Origin of the sequence: Mesorhizobium sp. WSM3862 (assembly GCF_002294985.1) — a bacterium.
Classification (GTDB): Bacteria; Pseudomonadota; Alphaproteobacteria; order Rhizobiales; family Rhizobiaceae; genus Mesorhizobium.
In genome coordinates, this window is record NZ_NSGE01000013.1 from 38410 (window position 1) to 56334 (window position 17925).

General features: G+C 63.9%; 17 protein-coding genes. 5 read left to right on the top strand and 12 right to left on the bottom strand.

The annotated features are described in order from the left end of the window. Positions 1 to 68: 68 nt before the first annotated feature. Together CK224_RS27675 and CK224_RS27680 are read left to right on the top strand one after the other, a co-directional pair. Complete coding sequence (locus CK224_RS27675) at positions 69 to 812, top strand: ATP-binding cassette domain-containing protein (RefSeq protein ID WP_066992363.1); 744 nt, start codon at positions 69 to 71, stop codon at positions 810 to 812. Positions 813 to 853: 41 nt separating this feature from the next. After that, complete coding sequence (locus CK224_RS27680; RefSeq protein WP_066992267.1) at positions 854 to 1852, top strand: ABC transporter permease; 999 nt, start codon at positions 854 to 856, stop codon at positions 1850 to 1852. A 217-nt stretch (positions 1853 to 2069) separates the two neighbouring features. Here CK224_RS27680 and CK224_RS27685 read toward each other — a convergent pair whose 3' ends face one another. After that, positions 2070 to 3515 (bottom strand): MFS transporter, encoded by a 1446-nt coding sequence (locus CK224_RS27685; protein WP_095784043.1) that lies wholly within the window; start codon positions 3513 to 3515, stop codon positions 2070 to 2072. Between the two features lie 111 nt (positions 3516 to 3626). Here CK224_RS27685 and CK224_RS27690 point away from each other — a divergent pair, with 111 nt between their 5' ends. The 3 genes from CK224_RS27690 to CK224_RS27700 all read left to right on the top strand — a co-directional run bounded on the left by CK224_RS27690 (position 3627) and on the right by CK224_RS27700 (position 7325). Next, a complete protein-coding gene (locus CK224_RS27690) occupies positions 3627 to 4628 on the top strand; it encodes an ornithine cyclodeaminase family protein (protein ID WP_095783978.1) in 1002 nt (333 codons plus the stop codon). Then, positions 4625 to 6130, top strand: coding sequence for a histidine ammonia-lyase (gene hutH, locus CK224_RS27695; protein WP_095783979.1), 1506 nt, complete (start codon positions 4625 to 4627; stop codon positions 6128 to 6130). The genes CK224_RS27690 and hutH overlap by 4 nt, the downstream gene beginning before the upstream one ends. 214 nt (positions 6131 to 6344) lie before the next feature. After that, the gene (locus CK224_RS27700; RefSeq protein WP_095783980.1) at positions 6345 to 7325 is read left to right on the top strand and encodes a glycosyltransferase; all 981 of its coding nucleotides are present in this window, start codon (positions 6345 to 6347) and stop codon (positions 7323 to 7325) included. A gap of 239 nt (positions 7326 to 7564) precedes the next feature. On the opposite strand, the gene CK224_RS27710 is transcribed toward CK224_RS27700, so the two are convergent. From CK224_RS27710 to CK224_RS27760, 11 genes are all read right to left on the bottom strand, one after another. Next, on the bottom strand, positions 7565 to 7879 hold the full coding sequence (locus CK224_RS27710; RefSeq protein WP_095783981.1) for a MocE family 2Fe-2S type ferredoxin: 315 nt from the start codon (positions 7877 to 7879) through the stop codon (positions 7565 to 7567). A 47-nt stretch (positions 7880 to 7926) separates the two neighbouring features. After that, a complete protein-coding gene (locus CK224_RS27715; protein ID WP_176478040.1) occupies positions 7927 to 9021 on the bottom strand; it encodes a fatty acid desaturase family protein in 1095 nt (364 codons plus the stop codon). Between the two features lie 5 nt (positions 9022 to 9026). Then, the gene (locus CK224_RS27720; protein ID WP_095783982.1) at positions 9027 to 9941 is read right to left on the bottom strand and encodes a sugar phosphate isomerase/epimerase; all 915 of its coding nucleotides are present in this window, start codon (positions 9939 to 9941) and stop codon (positions 9027 to 9029) included. Between the two features lie 26 nt (positions 9942 to 9967). Next, entirely contained in the window at positions 9968 to 11080 is a 1113-nt protein-coding gene (locus CK224_RS27725; RefSeq protein ID WP_095783983.1) for a Gfo/Idh/MocA family oxidoreductase, read from the bottom strand. Positions 11081 to 11174: 94 nt separating this feature from the next. Continuing rightward, entirely contained in the window at positions 11175 to 12239 is a 1065-nt protein-coding gene (locus tag CK224_RS27730) for an ABC transporter ATP-binding protein (RefSeq protein ID WP_095783984.1), read from the bottom strand. Then, positions 12239 to 13027 (bottom strand): ABC transporter permease, encoded by a 789-nt coding sequence (locus CK224_RS27735; protein WP_095783985.1) that lies wholly within the window; start codon positions 13025 to 13027, stop codon positions 12239 to 12241. The genes CK224_RS27730 and CK224_RS27735 overlap by 1 nt, the downstream gene beginning before the upstream one ends. Next, entirely contained in the window at positions 13027 to 13896 is an 870-nt protein-coding gene (locus tag CK224_RS27740) for an ABC transporter permease (RefSeq protein ID WP_095783986.1), read from the bottom strand. Before CK224_RS27740 ends, CK224_RS27735 begins: the two co-directional genes overlap by 1 nt. A gap of 28 nt (positions 13897 to 13924) precedes the next feature. Then, positions 13925 to 14989 (bottom strand): ABC transporter substrate-binding protein, encoded by a 1065-nt coding sequence (locus tag CK224_RS27745; RefSeq protein ID WP_066992230.1) that lies wholly within the window; start codon positions 14987 to 14989, stop codon positions 13925 to 13927. A 38-nt stretch (positions 14990 to 15027) separates the two neighbouring features. Continuing rightward, positions 15028 to 16002, bottom strand: a complete 975-nt coding sequence (locus tag CK224_RS27750; RefSeq protein ID WP_095783987.1) for a PfkB family carbohydrate kinase — start codon at positions 16000 to 16002, stop codon at positions 15028 to 15030. Beyond that, entirely contained in the window at positions 15999 to 17030 is a 1032-nt protein-coding gene (locus CK224_RS27755; RefSeq protein ID WP_095783988.1) for an ADP-ribosylglycohydrolase family protein, read from the bottom strand. The genes CK224_RS27750 and CK224_RS27755 overlap by 4 nt, the downstream gene beginning before the upstream one ends. A 2-nt stretch (positions 17031 to 17032) precedes the next feature. Further along, the gene (locus CK224_RS27760; protein ID WP_095783989.1) at positions 17033 to 17758 is read right to left on the bottom strand and encodes a GntR family transcriptional regulator; all 726 of its coding nucleotides are present in this window, start codon (positions 17756 to 17758) and stop codon (positions 17033 to 17035) included. Between the last annotated feature and the right edge of the window lie 167 nt (positions 17759 to 17925).

The following is a 17925-nucleotide window of genomic DNA, read 5'->3' on the forward strand; positions in this document are numbered from 1 at the left end:
GAGGCCCCTGCGGCGCCGGCAATTATGGCAAGGCAGTCGAGGGACGAAAACGGGGAGGCTTAAGGCTGGTGTCGGTTCTCGAACTCGCCAACATCTCGAAGCATTTCGGCGCCATCCAGGCGGTGAACGACGTCTCGTTCACGCTCGAGGCCGGCGAGGTCGTCGGCCTGATGGGCGACAACGGCGCCGGCAAGTCGACGCTGGTCAAGATGATCGCCGGCAATTTCCGCCCCAGCCACGGCACGATGCACATGGACGGCAAGGAGTTGATCCTGCACAAGCCGGCCGAGGCCCGCCAGCACGGCATCGAGATCGTCCATCAGGACCTGGCGCTTTGCAACAATCTGACGGCCGCCGCCAATGTCTATCTCGGCCGGGAACTGCGCCGCGGCATCGGCCCCTTCCGCATTCTCGATTATGCCGCGATGTACAAGCGCGCCGGCCAGCTCTTTGCCGAACTGAAATCCGAGACGCGGCCGCGCGACCTCGTCAAGCAGATGTCGGGCGGCCAGCGCCAGGCGGTGGCGATCGCCCGTACCATGCTGTCGCAAGCCAAGATCGTGCTGATGGATGAGCCGACGGCGGCGATCTCGGTGAGACAGGTCGCGGAGGTGCTGAACCTGATCCGCCATCTGCGTGACCAGGGCATCGCCGTGGTGCTGATCAGCCACCGCATGCCCGACGTCTTCGATGTCGCCGACCGCGTCATCGTCATGCGGCGCGGCAGGAAAGTCGCCGACAAGAAGATCGCCTCGAGCTCGCCCGAGGAAGTCACCGGGCTGATCACCGGCGCCATCGAACAGGTTGCGTAATCGCCTGGATCAGGCGTCCAACGTCTCAGGAAAGGTCGATAATGGCAGTCACCCTTGACCAGACGATAGCGCAGAAGCAGCACACATTCTTCTCACGGCTCTTTGCCAACCAGACCTTCTGGGTGGTGATCGCGGTTATCCTCGCCTGCCTGTTCCTGTCCTTCGCGACCGACGCTTTCGCCACGCAGAAGAACCTCTTCAACATCACCCGCAACATCACCTTCGTCGCCATCGTGGCGCTCGGCATGACCTTCGTCATCATCACCGGCGGCATCGACCTGTCGGTCGGCTCGGTGCTGTGCCTGTGCTCGATGGTGCTGGCCGTCACCATGCATGCCGGTTATTCGATCGAAATCGGCATCCTGGCCTCGATCGTCACCGCTTTAGCCATCGGCGCCTTCAACGGGGTGCTCATCGCCTATCTCGGTTTCCCACCCTTCGTGGTGACGCTCGGCATGCTGTCGGTGGCGCGCAGCCTCGCCATGGTCGCCTCCAACAACACCGTCGTCTTCCAGTTCGGGCCGGACCACGACAAGCTGCTGGCGCTGGGCGGCGGCGCCTGGGTGTTCGGCATCGCCAATCCGGTGCTTTACATGATCCTTTTGGCGTTGATCACCGGCTTCATCCTGCGCTGGACCAAGTTCGGCCGGCATATCTTCGCCATCGGCGGCAATGAGCATGCGGCCACGCTGACCGGTGTTCCGGTGCGCCAGATCAAGGTCGCAGTCTACATGATCTCGGCGCTCTCGGCCGGTCTCGCCGGCATCATCCAGACCGGCTGGCTCGGCGCCGTCACCACCAATCTCGGCAACGGCATGGAGTTGCAGGTGATTGCCGCGACCGTCATCGGCGGCGCCGACCTCGCCGGCGGCGTCGGCACCGCGTTCGGCGCCATCGTCGGCGCCGCCCTGATCGAGGTCATCCGCAACAGCCTCGGCCTGCTTGGCATCAATGCCTTTTGGCAAGGCACTTTCATCGGGGGCGCGATCATCCTGGCGGTGCTGTTCGACCGCATCCGTAATTTTAGGCGCAGCGATTAGAGAGCAAACCTTCCCTTCTCCCTTCTTATGGAGAAGGGGAGACCCCTGCTCAGTCTGAAAATCCGCCCAGCTGGTCGGTTCGGAGCGGCCGTCATTCCTCCACGCCTTGACGGGGCCAGAGGCGATGAGCTCCGGTCATTGCGATGCACAAAAGTGCCGAGCCCCGACAGTTTCGGTGCCGCCGCGGGCGTGCGCAGGCCGGCCTTCCAAGCCCATTTCAGTCCCGCCCGGTATGGCCTGAGACCTCTGCACCCGCACTGGCCGGCAGGGTCAGGAAACGCATCGCTGCCACCAGCCCGAGCAGGCCGATCGCGAAAAAGGCGATCCTGAAGTCTATTAAGTTGGGCGCCGCGCCGCTGCGCACGATCTGCGACAGGTTGAGGATCGCCGCGGCCACGGCCACGCCAAACAGCATCGCCACCTGCTGCAGCATGCTGGACAAAGTCGCGGCCGAGCTGCGCTGCGGCGCGCCGATATCCGCGAAGGCAAGCGTGCTGAGCGCCGTGAACTGCATCGAGCGCGTCAGACCGGCGACCAGCATCAACGCCACGACAAGTGCCAGCGGTGTCTGCGGCGAAATCACGCCGCACGCCGCGATTGCAAGCGAGGCAATCACCCCGTTGACCACCAGCACCCGGCGGAAGCCAAAGAGTCTGAGCGTCGGCGTGGTCACCGCTTTCATCCCGAGGTTGCCGAGGAAGTAGGCCAGGATCAGCAGGCCGGCGTCCACCGGCCGCATGCCGAAGCCCACCTGGAAGAGCAGCGGCAGCAGGAACGGCGTGGCATTGATGGCGACGCGGAAGATCGTGCCCGCCGAGAGCGTCGAGATGGCGAAGGTCGGCACTTTGAAGGGGGACAGGTCGAGCAGCGGATGCGTCACCCGCCGCAAGTGCCGCACGGCGAACCAGCCGACCGCGACGCCGGCGGCAACCAGGCCCGCTGTCGGCAGCATGCCATCCTCGGGATGCGCAAGCCGTTCCAGCCCATAGAGCATCGCGGCGAGGCCGAGCGCGGTGAGGAAGAATCCCGGCCAGTCGAGCGGCTTGGTCTCGGATTCGCGATCGCCCGGAACGAAGCGCGCGACAAGCAGCAGCCCGGCGAGGCCGAGCGGAACGTTGATGAAGAAGTTCCAGTGCCAGGACAGATAGGTGGTGATGAAGCCGCCGAGCATCGGCCCGATCACCGGCGCGAACAAGGCCGGCCAGGTGATCAGCGCCGTGGCGGCAAGCAATTCGGACTTGGCGGCGTTGCGCAGCACCAGGATGCGGCCGACCGGCGTCATCAAGGCGCTGCCGAGGCCCTGAACGATGCGGGCGGCAACGAATTGCGTCAGGCTCTGTGAGTAGCCGCAGGCGATCGACGCCAGCGTGAACAGCCCGATCGCGACGAGGAAAATGTTGCGCGCGCCAAACCGGTCGGCAAGCCAGGCCGACAACGGCACGAACACCGCCATGGTCAACATGTAAGCGGTGATCCCGATGCTCATCGCCACTGCCGGCACGCCGAAAGACTGCCCCATCTGCGGCAGCGACGTCGAGATGATCGTCGAATCCAGCAACTGCATGAAAAAGGCGACGGCAACGATCAGCGCGACGCGCCGCGCCCGGCGCGCCGCCGTCGGCACGAGCTGGGATACGGCCTCATTGTCGGGGATGCTGGTCATGACGCGCCGGTTGAACAGCATAAGGCTGAACCAGTCCAGAGCTTATCCAACAAACTTTCGTGTCGCCCCGCCGCCTGTTATGGATGAGCGCGGGCCGGACGAGGGAAATGCATGAAGCCGATCTATATCGACTACCTCAATGCTCTCGACATTGAAGCCCTTACCCTGAGCGATGCCGAGATCATCGGCGCCGTCGAAGCCGGGCTCGTCGCCCAGGGCAAGGGCCAGACGGTGATCGAGCCGCGCGTCCATCTTGAGCCGGATCCGTCCTTCCGCGGTCATTTCAACGTGCTGCGCGGCTATGTGGCGCCGCTCGATGCGGCCGGCGTCAAGATCGTCGGCGACTATGTCGACAACTACCTGCACGCCCTGCCGTCCGAATTCGGCATACTCAACCTGTTCGACCCGCGCACCGGCGCGCCACGCGCCATCCTCGACGCCACCGTCATCACCGATATGCGCACCGGCGCGGTCACCGCCATCGGCGCCAAGCATCTGGCGAAGAAATCATCCAGGGTGCTCGGTCACATCGGCGCGCGCGGCACCGCCTACTGGAACGTGCGACTGCTCGATCACCTGTTCGACTTCGACGAGATCCGCGTCCATTCGCGCCGCCCCGAAAGCCGCGACGCTTTCGCCGCGAAGCTTGCCGGCGACCTCGGCAAGCCGGTTGTCGCCGTTGCCGACTGGAAGAGCTGCGTGGAAGGCGCCGACATCGTTGTCGAAGCCTCGCGGCTACCGGAACCGCAACCCCTGCTCAAGACCGCCTGGATCAAGCGCGGCGCGCTGGTCGTGCCCTACGGCACAATGAGCGCGGTGGAGCTTTCGCTTACCGACATCATGCAAAAGATCGTCGTCGACGACTGGGGTCAGTGCAAGGGCGGCAAGTTCGGCTCGCTACGCGCCCATGTCGAGACGGGACGGCTGAGCGAGGCGACGCTGCATGCCGAGCTCGGCCAGATCGCTGCCGGGCACAAAGCGGGCCGGCAAAGCGACGGCGAGACGATCCTGTTCTGGCATCGGGGTCTGTCGCTCTCCGACATCGCGCTCGGCAAGGCGTTGCTAGCCAAAGCCGCGGAACAAGGCATCGGCCAGAGGCTGCGTTTCGCATGACCCCGCTCGTTCTCACCGGCGCCGGCGTCAGCATCGAAGACGTGGCCGCCGTGGCGCGCAGTGCAGGCAAGGTCGAGATCACGCCGGCGGTCATCGAGAAACTCGGCAAGGCCCGCCAGGTCCTCGATGACGCCGCCGCCGGCGGCCAGCAGATCTATGGGCTGAACACCGGGCTGGGCGCCAATCTCGGCACGGCTGTCGAAGGCGATGCCGGTGCCTTCCAGCGCCAGCTTCTCGACGGACGCGGAGCTGCGGTGGGAAACCCATTGCCCGCCCAGCTCGTGCGCGCCGCAATGTTTGCCCGCATCGCCATGCTTTCCGCCGGCGGCTCCGGCCTGTCGCCGCATGTCCTCACCGCGCTTGTCGATCTGCTCAACGCCGGCATCCATCCGGTGATGCCGTCGCTGGGTTCGATCGGCGCCGGCGACCTGGTGCTGATGACCGCGATAGCCCACACGCTGATCGGCGAAGGCGATGCAGACTATCAGGGCAGGCGCATGCCTTCGGCAAAGGCGCTGATGATGGCGCGGCTTGCGCCGGTCAGCCTGGCACCGAAGGATGGTCTGTCGCTGATCAACGCTTCCGCGGTTTCCACCGGCGCCGGCGCGCTGGCGCTCCTCGACGCGCTGTCGGCACTCGAACAGCAGGAGCAGGCCGGCGCGCTCACCATGGAAGCGTTCGGGGCCAACCGCACCATCCTTGACCCGCGCCTGCATCTGGCGCGTCCAGCCGCCTGCCAGCAGGTGGCGGCAAAGGCGTTGCGCGACCTGCTCACCCGCGACGGGACGCCCGCGCCGACCACCCTTCAGGATCCGCTGTCGATCCGCTGCATGCCCTCGATCCACGGCGCGCTCATCCAGGCGATCGACCATGCCCGGCTCGCGGTCGAGATCGAGCTCAACGCGCCCGCCGACAACCCGCTGGTGCTCGCCAACGACTCACTCGTGCTGTCGACCGGCAATTTCCACACCGCCTCGCTGTCGCTGGCCTTCGAGACGCTAGGTCTGGCGATTGCGCAATGCGCGGCGGCGTCGGCCGCGCGCTTCATCCAGCTCACCGGCTCAACTCGCCACGGCTTGCCGAAATATCTGTCGCCAATCGGCGGCGCGTCCGCCGGCTTCGTGCCGCTGCAGAAGACGGTGACGGCGATCCTGGCCGCCATCCGCCACAAGGCCAATCCGGTGATGCTCGACTTCCTGCCCGTGTCCGAGGGTGTCGAGGATCATGCGACGCAGACTCCCCTCGCCGTCGCCAAATGCGTCGAGATGATCGTACTGTGGCGGCGGCTGATCGCCCTGGAGCTTATGGCCGCCGCACAGGCCGTCGATCTTCGCGAAGGGCTCATTCTTGCACCGGCCACCAGCGCGATCCACGCGGCCGTCCGCGCCCATGTGCCGACGCTCAAGGAAGACCGGCCGCTCGGATCCCATGCCGATGCGCTCCACGCGGTGCTCGCCGACGGGTATTGGCTCCCTGCGGTGCACCAGATACTGCTCGATTAGACGAGATCAGGGCACCGCATCGTTGCGGACCACCAACGACAGATCGAGATCACCACCCGCCCAAGCCAACCCTCAAGCCAACTGGCCGCTCGCCCCGAATCGGATGGCCGGGCTCCGCCGCTTATGGGCCCGCCGGCCGCACCCCTCGGCACCCTCTTGGGTTGCACGATGAGTTCGGATATGAAGAGCCAAGGGCATATAAGGGGTGGCTCAATTGCATCGTTCCTGCTTCGTCTTGGCGGCAGACGCGAAAAATTTCCCATACGCCGTTCTGGGCGCGCGGCGCATACTGGACGTATCTGCGCCTATCGACGGTTTCATCCTTCATATGGCCGCCGGAACTGAGGATTTGCCGGTCGCGGACCGATTGCTCGGCGCTGCCGTCAAGATCGTCGACGTGTCCGATCTCATGAAGGAATTCGATTTCGATCCCGGTCACCTCAGCGTAGCAACCTACATTCGCCTGCTTGCCGACAAGCTGGCGGTATTCGAGCCTTACGACAGGCTCGTCTATGTGGACACTGACGTTATCTTCAACCGGTCGATCACCGACTTGGCCGATGTTGAACTGAATGCCCCACTCTTGGCGGCCCATGACGAACAGACCTATTTCGATCCGAGCTGCCGTGAGTCTCTTGAGATGGAGCCCGGCTCATCGCATTTCAACGCCGGCATACTGGTGCTGAACATGCCAATGATCCGCGCCGAGGGGCTCTTGGAGCGGGCGCGCGAACTGGCGCTGCGGCGCGTACCGAAGCTCGATCAGGGAGCGCTCAACATAGCGTTTGCCGGACGCTGGCAAACGATGCATCCGCTCTGGAATCTGCAGACCAACTATTCCAGCCAGATACCCTTCAGCAGAGCCTTCGCGCGTCATTTCACCTTTGGAAAGCCGTGGTGGCCAAGCCCTGAAGGAGTGGAACTCGCCGCGATGGCGATCTATCGCAACCTTGCGAAAGATACGCCCTGGCTCGATCGGTTCAAGCGTCCGCTCTGGACGAGAGGTCTGCGCAAGCGATTGCTCCGCAAATTTGACGGCCTCTCCGGGATCATTCTCAATAAGGAAAAATACCGACGCCGTTTCCGCTTCAACGCCGAACGGTGCACCGCCATCTTTGCCGCGCAGGCCGACCAGGGGATGATGGCCGCAACCTATCCGGAGGTCCTGATGGGCGTGGTCAAGGCACGAAATTAGGCGCCGATCTCGACGACAGCTTACCGGCTTGGGCCGCGAGGCCGGCCCAATACCTGCCGCACTTGGCGGCGAACCAGGCAGACCCATCGCAGTGCCCGTTCAGGCTCTTGCGTCCACTTTCTTCATGAAAAGCGTGAGCTCGTCTGGATCCATATGCACGATGTGCCGGTCTTCCGGATAGGCGCCGCTGTTTGACGTCGCCGACATATTCCGAGAACGCCGCGATGCGCCGCTTGCCTTCAACCGATATCGATCATCACCTTGCCGGCCTCGACCTTGACCGGATAGGTTTTGAGGTTGACGCAGACCGGCGCGCCCTTGGCCTGACCGGTCTTATAGTTGAAGCGGCCATTGTGCTTCGGGCATTCGATGATGTCGTCCATCACCAGCCCGTCGGCCAGATGTGCCTTTTCATGCGTGCAGAACCCGTCGGTGGCGAAGAACTCGTCGTCAGGCGAGCGGTAGATCGCGAAGGTGCGGCCGCCATGGTCGAAGCGGATCACGTCCTCCTCATCCACGTCGTCGACCGCGCACGCTTCGACCCACTCCTGCATCTTGTGTTCTCCTGATTGGGTTCGCGCAACTGCCGCGCGCACCGACCTTATTCGGCAGCCGCAGCCGTTATGTCGAGATCGTGGAATTCGCCGCGATAGGGCTTGGCCGTCGGCGGCAATTCGCGCTTGAGGAAGTAGTCCTCGTATTTCAGCTGCCTGAGCAGCACCGGCCAGACCTCGCGATAGGCATGCCACATCGACGGGTTCGGCTCCGGCAAATCGTGCTTGACCAGCTCATGCAGCCTGGGCAGCGCGTGGTAGGGCACCATCGGAAACATGTGATGCTCCACATGGTAGTTCATGTTCCAGTAGATGAACCGGCTTATCGGGTTCATGTAGACGGTGCGCGTGTTGAGCCGATGGTCGGTGACGTTGTCGGCCAGCCCGATATGCTGCAGCAGGCCGGTCGTTACCATGTGCCAGGTGCCGTAGAGCCGCGGCAGGCCGATCAGCATCAGCGGTATCCATGACCCAAGCGCGATCGCGACAGCGATCGTCGCGACGTATACCGCGATGTGCCAGCGCGCCGCGATCACCGCCTTGTGCTGCTCCATCTCCGGAATGTAGCTCTTCTCGTCGTCCGACAGCTTGCCGAAGGCCTGGCGCACCAGCGTGGGCAGCGAATAGCGGAAGTCGAGAATGCCCGTGAAGGCGAGCGCAGCTTTGATGAGGTCCGGGGGCCGCATAACGGCGATCTCGGCATCGCGGCCGACAATGATGGTGTCGGTGTGGTGACGGGCATGGCTCCAGCGCCACTGCACCGGATTGCGCATCAGCATGAACGAGGCGATGTGATAAACGACATCGTTCATCCAGCGCGTGCGAAACGCGGTGCCGTGCCCGCATTCGTGCCAGCGCGAGTCGCTCGACGAGCCATAGAGCACGCCATAGACGAACATGAATGGCACGACCCACCACGTGCCCCAGAACCAGATAATGCCGGCGGCTGAGCCCAGGATCGCCGAGATCCAGATGACGCTATCGCGGATCGCCGGCCCGTCGCAACGCTGCATCAGCTCCTTCATCACCTTGCGCGGCACGTCGGTGTGGTACCACTCGGCCGATGCAAGTCCGGTCTCTATCGCAAGCCGCGTGCTCTCGCCGACAAGGCTGTAGTCGCGCTTCGTACCGGTGGTCGTCATCGTCATTAAAGCCCGTTGGCGCGGAATTTCCCGTCGAGGAATTTCTTGGCGCGCGGCACGTCCTCCTCGTCGAGATGCTCGATGATCACCGGGATGTTCGGGTGCTTTTCGCTGAGACGTTTGAGATAGAGATCGTAATTCAGCACGCCGAGCCCCGGCGCCGGCAGTTCGATCTCGCCGACGCCGCGGAAGGTCAGCCCCTCATGCGCCTCCGCGTCGCCGATGTCGGCATGCTTCTCCGTCCTGTCGCCGCCCGAACGCTTCACGTCCTTGGCATGCGCGATTTTGATCTTGTCCGTCAGCGTGTCGAACACCTGGTTCAGCACTTGATCCATGCGGTCGATGTTGTGCGCCTCGAAATAGTTCGTCGGGTCCATCAACAGGCCGAGGCCGGGATGATCGACCTGAGCGAACATCCTGACCGTCTCCTCGACCGAGCCGACAACGTTGTTGACGTAGGTTTCGAGCAGGAACACCGCGCCGTGGTCGTAGGCGGTCTGGGCAAGATCCGAGATCACCTTGCGGCACTCCTCAAAACCCTCCTCGGTCTTGTTCTTCGGATGATGCACCCAGTCGGATTCGGTGTTGTAGGTGCCGGTTTCCGAGATCACGTAAGGCGAGCCGAAATCGCGCGCGTTCCGGATGATCTCCTTCAGGTAGGCAAGCCGCCGCTCGCGCTCGGCCCTGTCCGGGTGGATGATGTTCGTGTAGCCGGACACGCAGCAAACCGGCAGGTTGTGGTCGCGGAACGTATCGCGCACCGGCCTCGCCTTGTCCCTGGTGATCTGTCCGGCCGAGAGGTCGATATCCTTGAAATGCAGGTCGAGCTGCACGGTGTTGAAATCGAGCGCCCGGATGCGCCTGGCGACCTCCTCGAGCTCATACGGAAAATAGCCTGTGAAGATACCTGCCTGCATCATGAGGTGAAGTCCTCCCGATAAGCGATTCAATTGCCCTGTTTCTTAGTCGCCTGGTCGACAGGGATTTCGGACAGCCTGATGGTGCGGCCCTCCGCCATCGACCGGTAACCGGCCTCCACCAGCGCCATGGTGTTGACGTTGTCGGCAACGGAAAGCGCCGGCGGCGTGCCGGTCTTGAGCGCATATTGCAGCTGCTCCATGACGCCGATGAAGGCATGCGGAAACCACATCGTCTCCCAGCTCGGGCTGATCCATTTGCCGCCGGTCGTCTCGGTCGAGGCGTAGGTCAGCGTCGAGGCGACGCCCTTCGGCCAACCGATCGTGCCCTTGGCGACACCCTTGGTACCATCGACGCGCCAGTCGATGTGCTGGTCGTCGGAATAGCCTTCCTGACGCGGGCCGGACCAGACGTCCTCCAGCGACACCGCGAGCACGCCGGAGGGAAAGCGCAGCGTCGAAACGGTGATGCCGTCGGAATGTTCGAACTTGGTGCGCGGATCCCTGCGCGTCAGCGTCGTGATTTCGTCAGGGTCGCCGAACAGGAAGCGCAGCACGTCGAGGTGGTGCACACTCATATTGGCGAGCGTCAGCCGGTCATATCCGGCGAGGAAAGTTTGCCAGTGCGGGATGGCATGCATGTCGATCTCGGCGAAGACGATCTCGCCCAGCGCGCCGCTATCGATGATCTGCTTCAAGACGCGCATCGACTGGTCGTAGCGCATGTTCTGGTTGACCGAGAGGATCTTGCCGGAGGCCGCCGCCTCGTCGCGCAGCTTCACCGCTTCCTCGACCGAGAGCGCCAGTGGCTTCTGCGCCAGAATCGCCTTGATGTGCGGCTGGTTCAGTGCATGGCGGATCAGCGCGGGCTGCTGGTCCGGCGGGAAGGCAAGGTCGACGATCTCGACGCGGCTGTCTTCGATCAGCCGCTCCGGCGTATCGCAGACGGTCGGAATGCCCCAGCGGCCGGCGACCTTTTCGGCATTCGCCCTGGTTCGTGAGGCGATCGCCACCACCGGAAAGCCGGCTTGTGCGTAGGCGGCGAGATGGCACTCGGCCATGATCATGCCGGCGCCGATGCAGCCGATCCGGTACTCCTTGACCCGGACTTTCACGTCCGGCTCGAACTCCATGCTCGCCATCCATTCCTCCCGTCGAGGACTGGATATAACGCCAGGATCAGGCGGGCAGCCAAGGGCCGCGCCATCATTTCCCATCAGGGACCGGGGATCCGGCTTACGCGGCGATAAGCACAGTACTTTCCGGCGACCAGCTGAGCACCACCGGCTGGCCCTCGGCAAGACGCTCGGCACCGGTGTTTTGGACGATCACCTTCACCGTCTGCCCGTCTCGGTCGACGAAGTAGGTGCTGTTGTTGCCGGCAAAGATGCGTTTTGAAACTTGACCCTCGAGCATGTTCGCGTTGCCCATATCGAGCTTGGCGTTGCCGGTCGAGATCTGGATGCGCTCCGGGCGAACGGCGCAGCTCGCCTTGGTGCCGGCCGCCAGCGAAGGCCCGGAACCGGCGGCAATCGTCATGCCATCCGGTAGCCTGATGCCGTGGCCGGTCGCATCGCCGCGAAAGATGTTGGCGTCGCCGAGGAAGGTCGCGGCGAACTCGCTTTGCGGCCGGTCGTAGATCTCCTCCGGCGGCCCTTCCTGCACCAGCCTGCCGTCGCGCAATATGCCGATGCGGTCGCTCATCGTCAGCGCCTCTTCCTGGTCGTGGGTGACGAAGATGGTGGTGATGCCGATCTCGCGCTGGATGCGCTTCAGCTCGATCTGCATGTCGACGCGCAGCGCCTTGTCGAGCGCGCCGAGCGGCTCGTCGAGCAAAAGCACGCGCGGCTTGGTGACGATGGCGCGCGCCAGCGCCACACGCTGCCGCTGGCCGCCCGAGAGCTGGTGCGGCCGGCGGCCGCCGAGCTTGCCGAGTTGCACAAGATCCAGCGCCCGCTGCACTTCCGTTGCGATCGTCGCCTTAGCTTCGCCGCGCACCGAAAGGCCGAAGGCGACGTTGTCGGCGACGCTCATATTGGGAAACAGCGCATAGTTCTGGAACACCATGCCGATGCGGCGCTTTTCTACCGGCACGCGCTCGACGCTTTCGCCGCCGATGGCGATGCGGCCGCTATCGGGAAAGTCGAAGCCGGCGATCTGCCTGAGCAGCGTGGTCTTGCCGCTGCCGGAAGGGCCGAGCAAGGCATAGAAGCCGCCATCCGGAAAGTCGATCGAGACGTGGTCCAGCGCCTTGTGCGCGCCGAAACTACGGGAGACGTTCGATACCTGGACGCCGGCCATTATTTCTCTCCGCCGAATTTGAAGAAGCGCGCCGTCAGCAGCATGAGCGCCATCGACACCACGATGATGATGGTCGACACCGCGTTGATCTCGGGCGTGAATCCCTTGCGGATCGCGGCGTAGATTTCGACCGGCAGCGTCGTCTGGCCTGGCGTCGACAGGAAGTACGAGACCACGAACTGGTCGAAGGAGACAGCGAATGCGAACAGTCCGCCGGCGATCACGCCAGGCATGATCCAGGGCAAAGTTACACGCACGGTAACCTGCCACTGATTGGCGCCGAGCGAACGCGCCGCTTCTTCCAGCTCCGGCGCGAAGGTTTGCAGGCGGGCGGACACGACCACGATGACGTAGGGCAGCGCCAGCGCGACATGGCCGAGCAGGATGGCGATGAGCCCGCGACCGATGCCGATGCCGAAGAAGAAGATCAGCATCGCGGTGCCGGTGATCAGCCACGGAATGGCGATCGGCGGGAAGAGCAGCGCCTGCAGGAATTTCTTGCCGCGGAACTCGTAGCGGTAGAGCGCCAGCGAGGCGGCTGACCCGAGCACCGTCGAGATGACGGTGGTGATGATCGCGATCTCGATGCTGTTCCAGGTCGCCGCGATCAGCTGGTCGTTTTGCCAGAGCGAAGCATACCAGTCCGTCGTCCACTCGAACGGCAGCTGGTAAAAAGGCGAGGCGTTGAACGACATCAGCGCCATGATGATGATCGGCAGATAGAGGAAGCCGAGCAACAGGAAGATGTAAAAGCGCCCGACCCACTCCAGAATGCGCGTCGTCGCCATCAGCCGGCCCTCCGCAAGACCGGTGCCGCGAGCGCCAGGATGACCAGCACTACGGCAAGCAGGATGAAGGAGAGCGCCGCGCCCAGCGGCCAGTTGAAGACGGCAACAAACTGGTCCTCTATGACGGTGCCGTAGAAGGTGCCGGTGCGGCCGCCGAGGATGCGCGGCTCCATGAAGGAGCCCACCACCGGCACGAAGATCAACGCCGCACCAGCGATCAGGCCGGGCATCGACAGCGGGATGATCACCCGCTTGAGCATCTGCAGCCGCGAAGCCCCGAGCGAGCGGCCCGCCTCGATCAGCGAGTCGTCGATCGCCTGCAGCGTGAGGTAACAGGTGAGCACCATATAGGGCACGTAGGAGTGCACCAGGCCGATGATGACCGCCGGGTAGGAATACATGAGATCGATATTGATCTTGAACGGCAAGACGGCATTGAGCGTGATGTCGAGAATGCCGCCCTCACGCAGCACCATGGCCCAGGAGAAGATGCGCACCAGCCCGTTCGACCAGAAAGGCAGGATGACCAGCAGGAAGATCGCCTCGCGGCTGCGGCCTTTAAGAACCTTCGCCAGCACGTAAGCCGCCGGATAGCCGATGACGACGCACCAAAGCGTGACCTCGAGCCCGAGCCGCAGCGAGGCCAGAAGAAGCGTCAGATAAAGGCTTTGCGAGAAGAAGGCGGCGTAGTTGCCAAGCGTGAACGACCATTCCTTCCCGGCCAGCGGCAGGTCGGTCATGAAGGAGAAGAACACCATGGCCGACAGCGGCAGAAAGATCGCTACCGTCAGCCACAGATAAGCGGGAAGCAGAAGCGGCAGGGCTGGCCGCAGTCCGCGGCGCGAACCGGTCGCGAGCTGCTCAGCCATGATGCCTCTCCTCCCCGTAAGACGCCAACTATTTCACGTTGACCTTCAGCTCCTGCCAAAGTGCCAGGTATTTCTCGCGCTGCTCATCGGTGACCGGCGCCTGGAACTGGATACGTTTGGCGACCTCTGGGCTGCCCATGACCTTTCGGTTGAAGGCGTCCTCGGGCAGCGCCTCGACCGCCTTGGTGTTGGCCGAAACCGGCGCGCCGACCTTTGTGACCCATTCGACATAGAATTTCGGGTCGATCATGTAGTTTATGAAGGCCTCGGCGCCGGCGACATTCTTGGAACCGGCCGGGATGGAGAAGGCGTCCAGCCAGGCGACGGCGCCTTCCTGCGGGATGACCAGCGAGACCGGCAGCTTGAAATGCGTCTTGGCACGGTCGGCGGAGCCGCTCCAGTAGGTACCGATATCGATCTGGTTGGAGGCAACCATCTGGTTCCAGTCGTTCTCCGAACTCCAGAAGGTCTTGATCTGCGGCATCAGCGAGGTGAGCTTCGCCTTGACCGCGCCCATATCCTTGATGTCGTTGATGTTCTGCCCCGATGCGATGGCGCCGAACTGTACAGCCTCGACGGCGTCGTCGCGGATGATGACGCGGCCCTTATGGGCCGGATCCCACATCTCGGCGATGCTCGTCGGCGGCTTGTCGAACGACTTCTCGTTGATGGCTAGAGCGGTCAGGCCCCATACCCACGGCACGCCATAGACCTTGCCGTCATGGTTCAGCATCGGCGAGCCGGCCTTGTCCTTGGCGATATCGGCATAGTTGGAGAGCTTCGATGTATCGATCGGCTGGATCAGCTTGCCGGCCATCGCCTGGTCGTTGAAGGCGGCGTTGATCATGACGACGTCGTAGAGGCCGGGATTGGTCCTCAGCTTGGTCAGCATCTCCTGTTCGGAGTTGAAGAAGTCATTGACGACCTTGTAGCCGGTCGCCTTCTCGAAGTTGGCGACCGCCCATGGCTCGTCGGCGCCGTAGCCCTTCCAGTTGAGCACATGCACTTCTTCGGCGGCCTGGGCGGCAAACGTGAATGCTGAGACGAAGACGGCGGTCGCCGTCAGAAAAGCGGTCAGTCTGGGCATGCGCATGTTTTTTCCTCTCATTGTTGGCCCGGTTGATGGGCTTGTTAAGTTGCAGTCGCGTCCTCCCGGCCATGCGCTATCGTTCCTTGATCGCGATGACTTAGGAATTCCTGGATCTCACTGTCGGTCGGCGCGGACGAGCCGCCATGACGGGTGACGGAAACGGCCGCCGCGGCGTTCGCGTAGCGCGCCGCTTCGCAGGGCGACAGGCCGCGCGACAATGCGCTGACGAAGGCGCCGATATGCGTATCGCCGGCACCATTGGTGTCGACGGCGCTGACCGCGAAGCCGGGGATCGCGTGCGTGCCGCCTTCTGCCAGCCGCACAAGGCAGCCATGCGCGCCGGCGCGGATCACGACGCCCGCAGCTTTTGGGCAGTGTTCGGCCAGAAGCCGGATCGCGACGGTCTGCGCGTCGCCACGGCCGGCTATTGCGGCGGCCTCGTCGGCGTTGCAGCTCAGCCAGGCGGTGCGGGCAAGCACCCTGTCCAGGATCGGGCGCGGAATGTCCGCGATCACAGGCGTCGGATCGAAGACTACGGGAACTTCCTCCGGCAGCGCCTCGATCCAGTCGGCGAGCGCTTCGCGGCTGCCAGGGTAGCTCAACGTATAGCCGGAGGTGAAAACCCAATCGCCCGGAATGACTTGGACGGGCACCATCATGTCCGGTGTCAGCACGCTCTCTGCGCCCGGCCACGAGACGAAGGTACGTTCCGCATCGCTGCTGATCATGGCGACGCAATTGCCGCTGTCCATCAAGGGTGACGGCGGCGTCAGCGTCTCGATGCCTTCAGCGGCGAAAGCCGCGCGCAGGAAGTCGCCGTCTGCCCCGATGCCAAGCTGTCCGCCGAACACCACCTTCATGCCGGTGCGGCTCGCCGCGACCATCATGTTGAAGCCGCCGCCGGCGACGCGCGAATAGCTCGTCGCGGTCTTTTCGCTGCCCGCCGCCGGAAGAGCGTCGATGCGATAGACATAGTCGACCACCGCGCTGCCGACATGAACGAGGCGCCCGCTCATGCGGCGTCCTCCTTGCCGCCACGGGCCTTCGCCATGCGCGCCGCGACGAGATCATTGGCCAACGCCTCGACCTCCGCGAGATCGACGCCCTTCAGCCCCGCGATTTGATCTTGCGGCAGGCCCGACAGGCCCGAACAGGCGCCCGCCATGCCGGCGGCGATGGCGCCTATGGTGTCGGTGTCGCCACCGAGATTGGCGCTGATCACTGCCGCTCGCCACGCATCCCCGTTGGCAACCTCCAGCACGGCGAATGCTGCAGGAATCGACTCCTGGCTGGCGACCCCCGTGCCGATCAGATCAACGATCAACCGGATCGCCTCTTTGTCGCCCTTCCCGCGCACAAGTTCCTGCGCCCGGAGAATGCGTTCGGCGATGTCGCCGCCGGTGGCCCAGTGACCGAGCGCGGCACCAAGCTTTGCCGCCGCGACGGCATGGCCGGAAGCAACGCGCCAGTCGGCGCCCGAAACACCGAGACTGACCGCGGCAGCAACCGCGGCTGCGGAGGCAATCGCAATCGACGTATTGTGCGTAGCCCGGCAGGTTTCCGCGACTTTCGCAACCAGGGCATCGAGCGGCTCCGGGCGGATCATAATGCCGACCGGCGCAATCCGCATCGCGGCGCCGTTGGTGTCGCCAGTTCGCCCCGCTTCTTCCGCCGGCACGCCGTTATTGATGGCGTCGATGGCCCGCTTGGTCGACGGTCCAAGCAGGTCGTAACTGCCACGCGCCTTGACGTCGCGCTCCCAGTCGAGCAGCGCGTTGACCCATCGCGCATGGTCGAAGCGATTGCCGGAGCTGACCAGGATGCGGCCGAGCAGCAGGGCCTGCTCGGTGTCGTCGGTGATGGCACCTGCCGGCAGCCCCTTCGACACCGGATGGTCGACGGCGGGCGCGACGAAACCCTCGACATGGCCATAGAGCTCGGCGATGCGGGCGGGCGACAGAAGCTGTGTCGGCATGCCCAGCGCATCGCCAAGCGCGCCGCCGATCAGCGCGCCCATCGCCCGGTCGATCGCGTCGGCCGCCATGCTCAGAACTCCAGATGCAGCGCGAAATGCGCCGGGTTGAGCAGGCTGGTGACGAATTCGATGGCGCGGCCGTCGGCGGCGCGCGTCAGCCGCCGCGTCCTGAGGAACGGCGTGCCCGGAGCGCAATCGAGGATGGCGGCATCAGCAGCGCTGAGCATCTCGATGTCGACCCACTCCTCGCCATGGTCGGACACCAGCCCTGCCCCGCGCAGCGTCTGGTGCAGCGAGCCTTCGCGAAGCCCGCGCAGCGGCACGTCTTCCAGCTCGGGCGACAGCGGCAGGCGGCTGCGTTCGATCGAGATCGCATGGCCGTCATCGGCATTGGTACGGACGCGATCGACGGCGATGAAAGACGAGCTCTCGACACCGAGCTTTGCCGCGAGCTGGGCATCCTCGATGATCTCGAGCCTAAGCGTCCGGGTTTCGGCATTGGCGCCCGCATTGGCGAGCGCGCGCGACCAGCCGATCGCGTCATCGACCGGCATGCCGTCGAAAGTGACGAAGGACCCGATGCCGACCTTGGTGGTGATGAGGCCGCGGCTTGAAAGCTCTTCCAGCCCTTTGCGAACCGTGTTGCGGCTGACCGAGAAGCGCTGGACGAGCTCGTTCTCGCTCTGCAGGCGATCGCCGAAGCCGAGCACGCCTGAGCGGATCTCGTGCTCCAGAACCGTCGCGATCTGCTCGGGCTTGCCCGTGCCGGGAGTGAGTTGCGTCGCGCGACGGGCCATATAGATACCTGTTCAATGAACCTGTATAATCCTGTTCATTAGCGTATCTGAGACGAAGCGTCAACGGCCACGTCGTGCATGTCCGGATGTTTTGCGCTGCACCTCATCTGACTGCAGGCATCCTCATAGTGACGCGAGAGGGGCGCTCTCATATGCTCCGATATGAA

What these genes read in the sequence shown, in the direction of transcription:
- CK224_RS27715 (WP_176478040.1), bottom strand. Translation starts at nt 9,021, where the DNA reads ATGACGACCACCGGTACGAAGCGCGACTACAGCCTTGTCGGCGAGAGC.
- CK224_RS27730 (WP_095783984.1), bottom strand. Translation starts at nt 12,239, where the DNA reads ATGGCCGGCGTCCAGGTATCGAACGTCTCCCGTAGTTTCGGCGCGCAC.
- CK224_RS27750 (WP_095783987.1), bottom strand. Translation starts at nt 16,002, where the DNA reads ATGAGCGGGCGCCTCGTTCATGTCGGCAGCGCGGTGGTCGACTATGTC.
- CK224_RS27755 (WP_095783988.1), bottom strand. Translation starts at nt 17,030, where the DNA reads ATGGCGGCCGACGCGATCGACCGGGCGATGGGCGCGCTGATCGGCGGC.
- CK224_RS27725 (WP_095783983.1), bottom strand. Translation starts at nt 11,080, where the DNA reads ATGGCGAGCATGGAGTTCGAGCCGGACGTGAAAGTCCGGGTCAAGGAG.
- hutH (WP_095783979.1), top strand. Translation starts at nt 4,625, where the DNA reads ATGACCCCGCTCGTTCTCACCGGCGCCGGCGTCAGCATCGAAGACGTG.
- CK224_RS27760 (WP_095783989.1), bottom strand. Translation starts at nt 17,758, where the DNA reads ATGGCCCGTCGCGCGACGCAACTCACTCCCGGCACGGGCAAGCCCGAG.
- CK224_RS27745 (WP_066992230.1), bottom strand. Translation starts at nt 14,989, where the DNA reads ATGCGCATGCCCAGACTGACCGCTTTTCTGACGGCGACCGCCGTCTTC.
- CK224_RS27740 (WP_095783986.1), bottom strand. Translation starts at nt 13,896, where the DNA reads ATGGCTGAGCAGCTCGCGACCGGTTCGCGCCGCGGACTGCGGCCAGCC.
- CK224_RS27735 (WP_095783985.1), bottom strand. Translation starts at nt 13,027, where the DNA reads ATGGCGACGACGCGCATTCTGGAGTGGGTCGGGCGCTTTTACATCTTC.
- CK224_RS27720 (WP_095783982.1), bottom strand. Translation starts at nt 9,941, where the DNA reads ATGATGCAGGCAGGTATCTTCACAGGCTATTTTCCGTATGAGCTCGAG.
- CK224_RS27710 (WP_095783981.1), bottom strand. Translation starts at nt 7,879, where the DNA reads ATGCAGGAGTGGGTCGAAGCGTGCGCGGTCGACGACGTGGATGAGGAG.
- CK224_RS27685 (WP_095784043.1), bottom strand. Translation starts at nt 3,515, where the DNA reads ATGACCAGCATCCCCGACAATGAGGCCGTATCCCAGCTCGTGCCGACG.
- CK224_RS27680 (WP_066992267.1), top strand. Translation starts at nt 854, where the DNA reads ATGGCAGTCACCCTTGACCAGACGATAGCGCAGAAGCAGCACACATTC.
- CK224_RS27690 (WP_095783978.1), top strand. Translation starts at nt 3,627, where the DNA reads ATGAAGCCGATCTATATCGACTACCTCAATGCTCTCGACATTGAAGCC.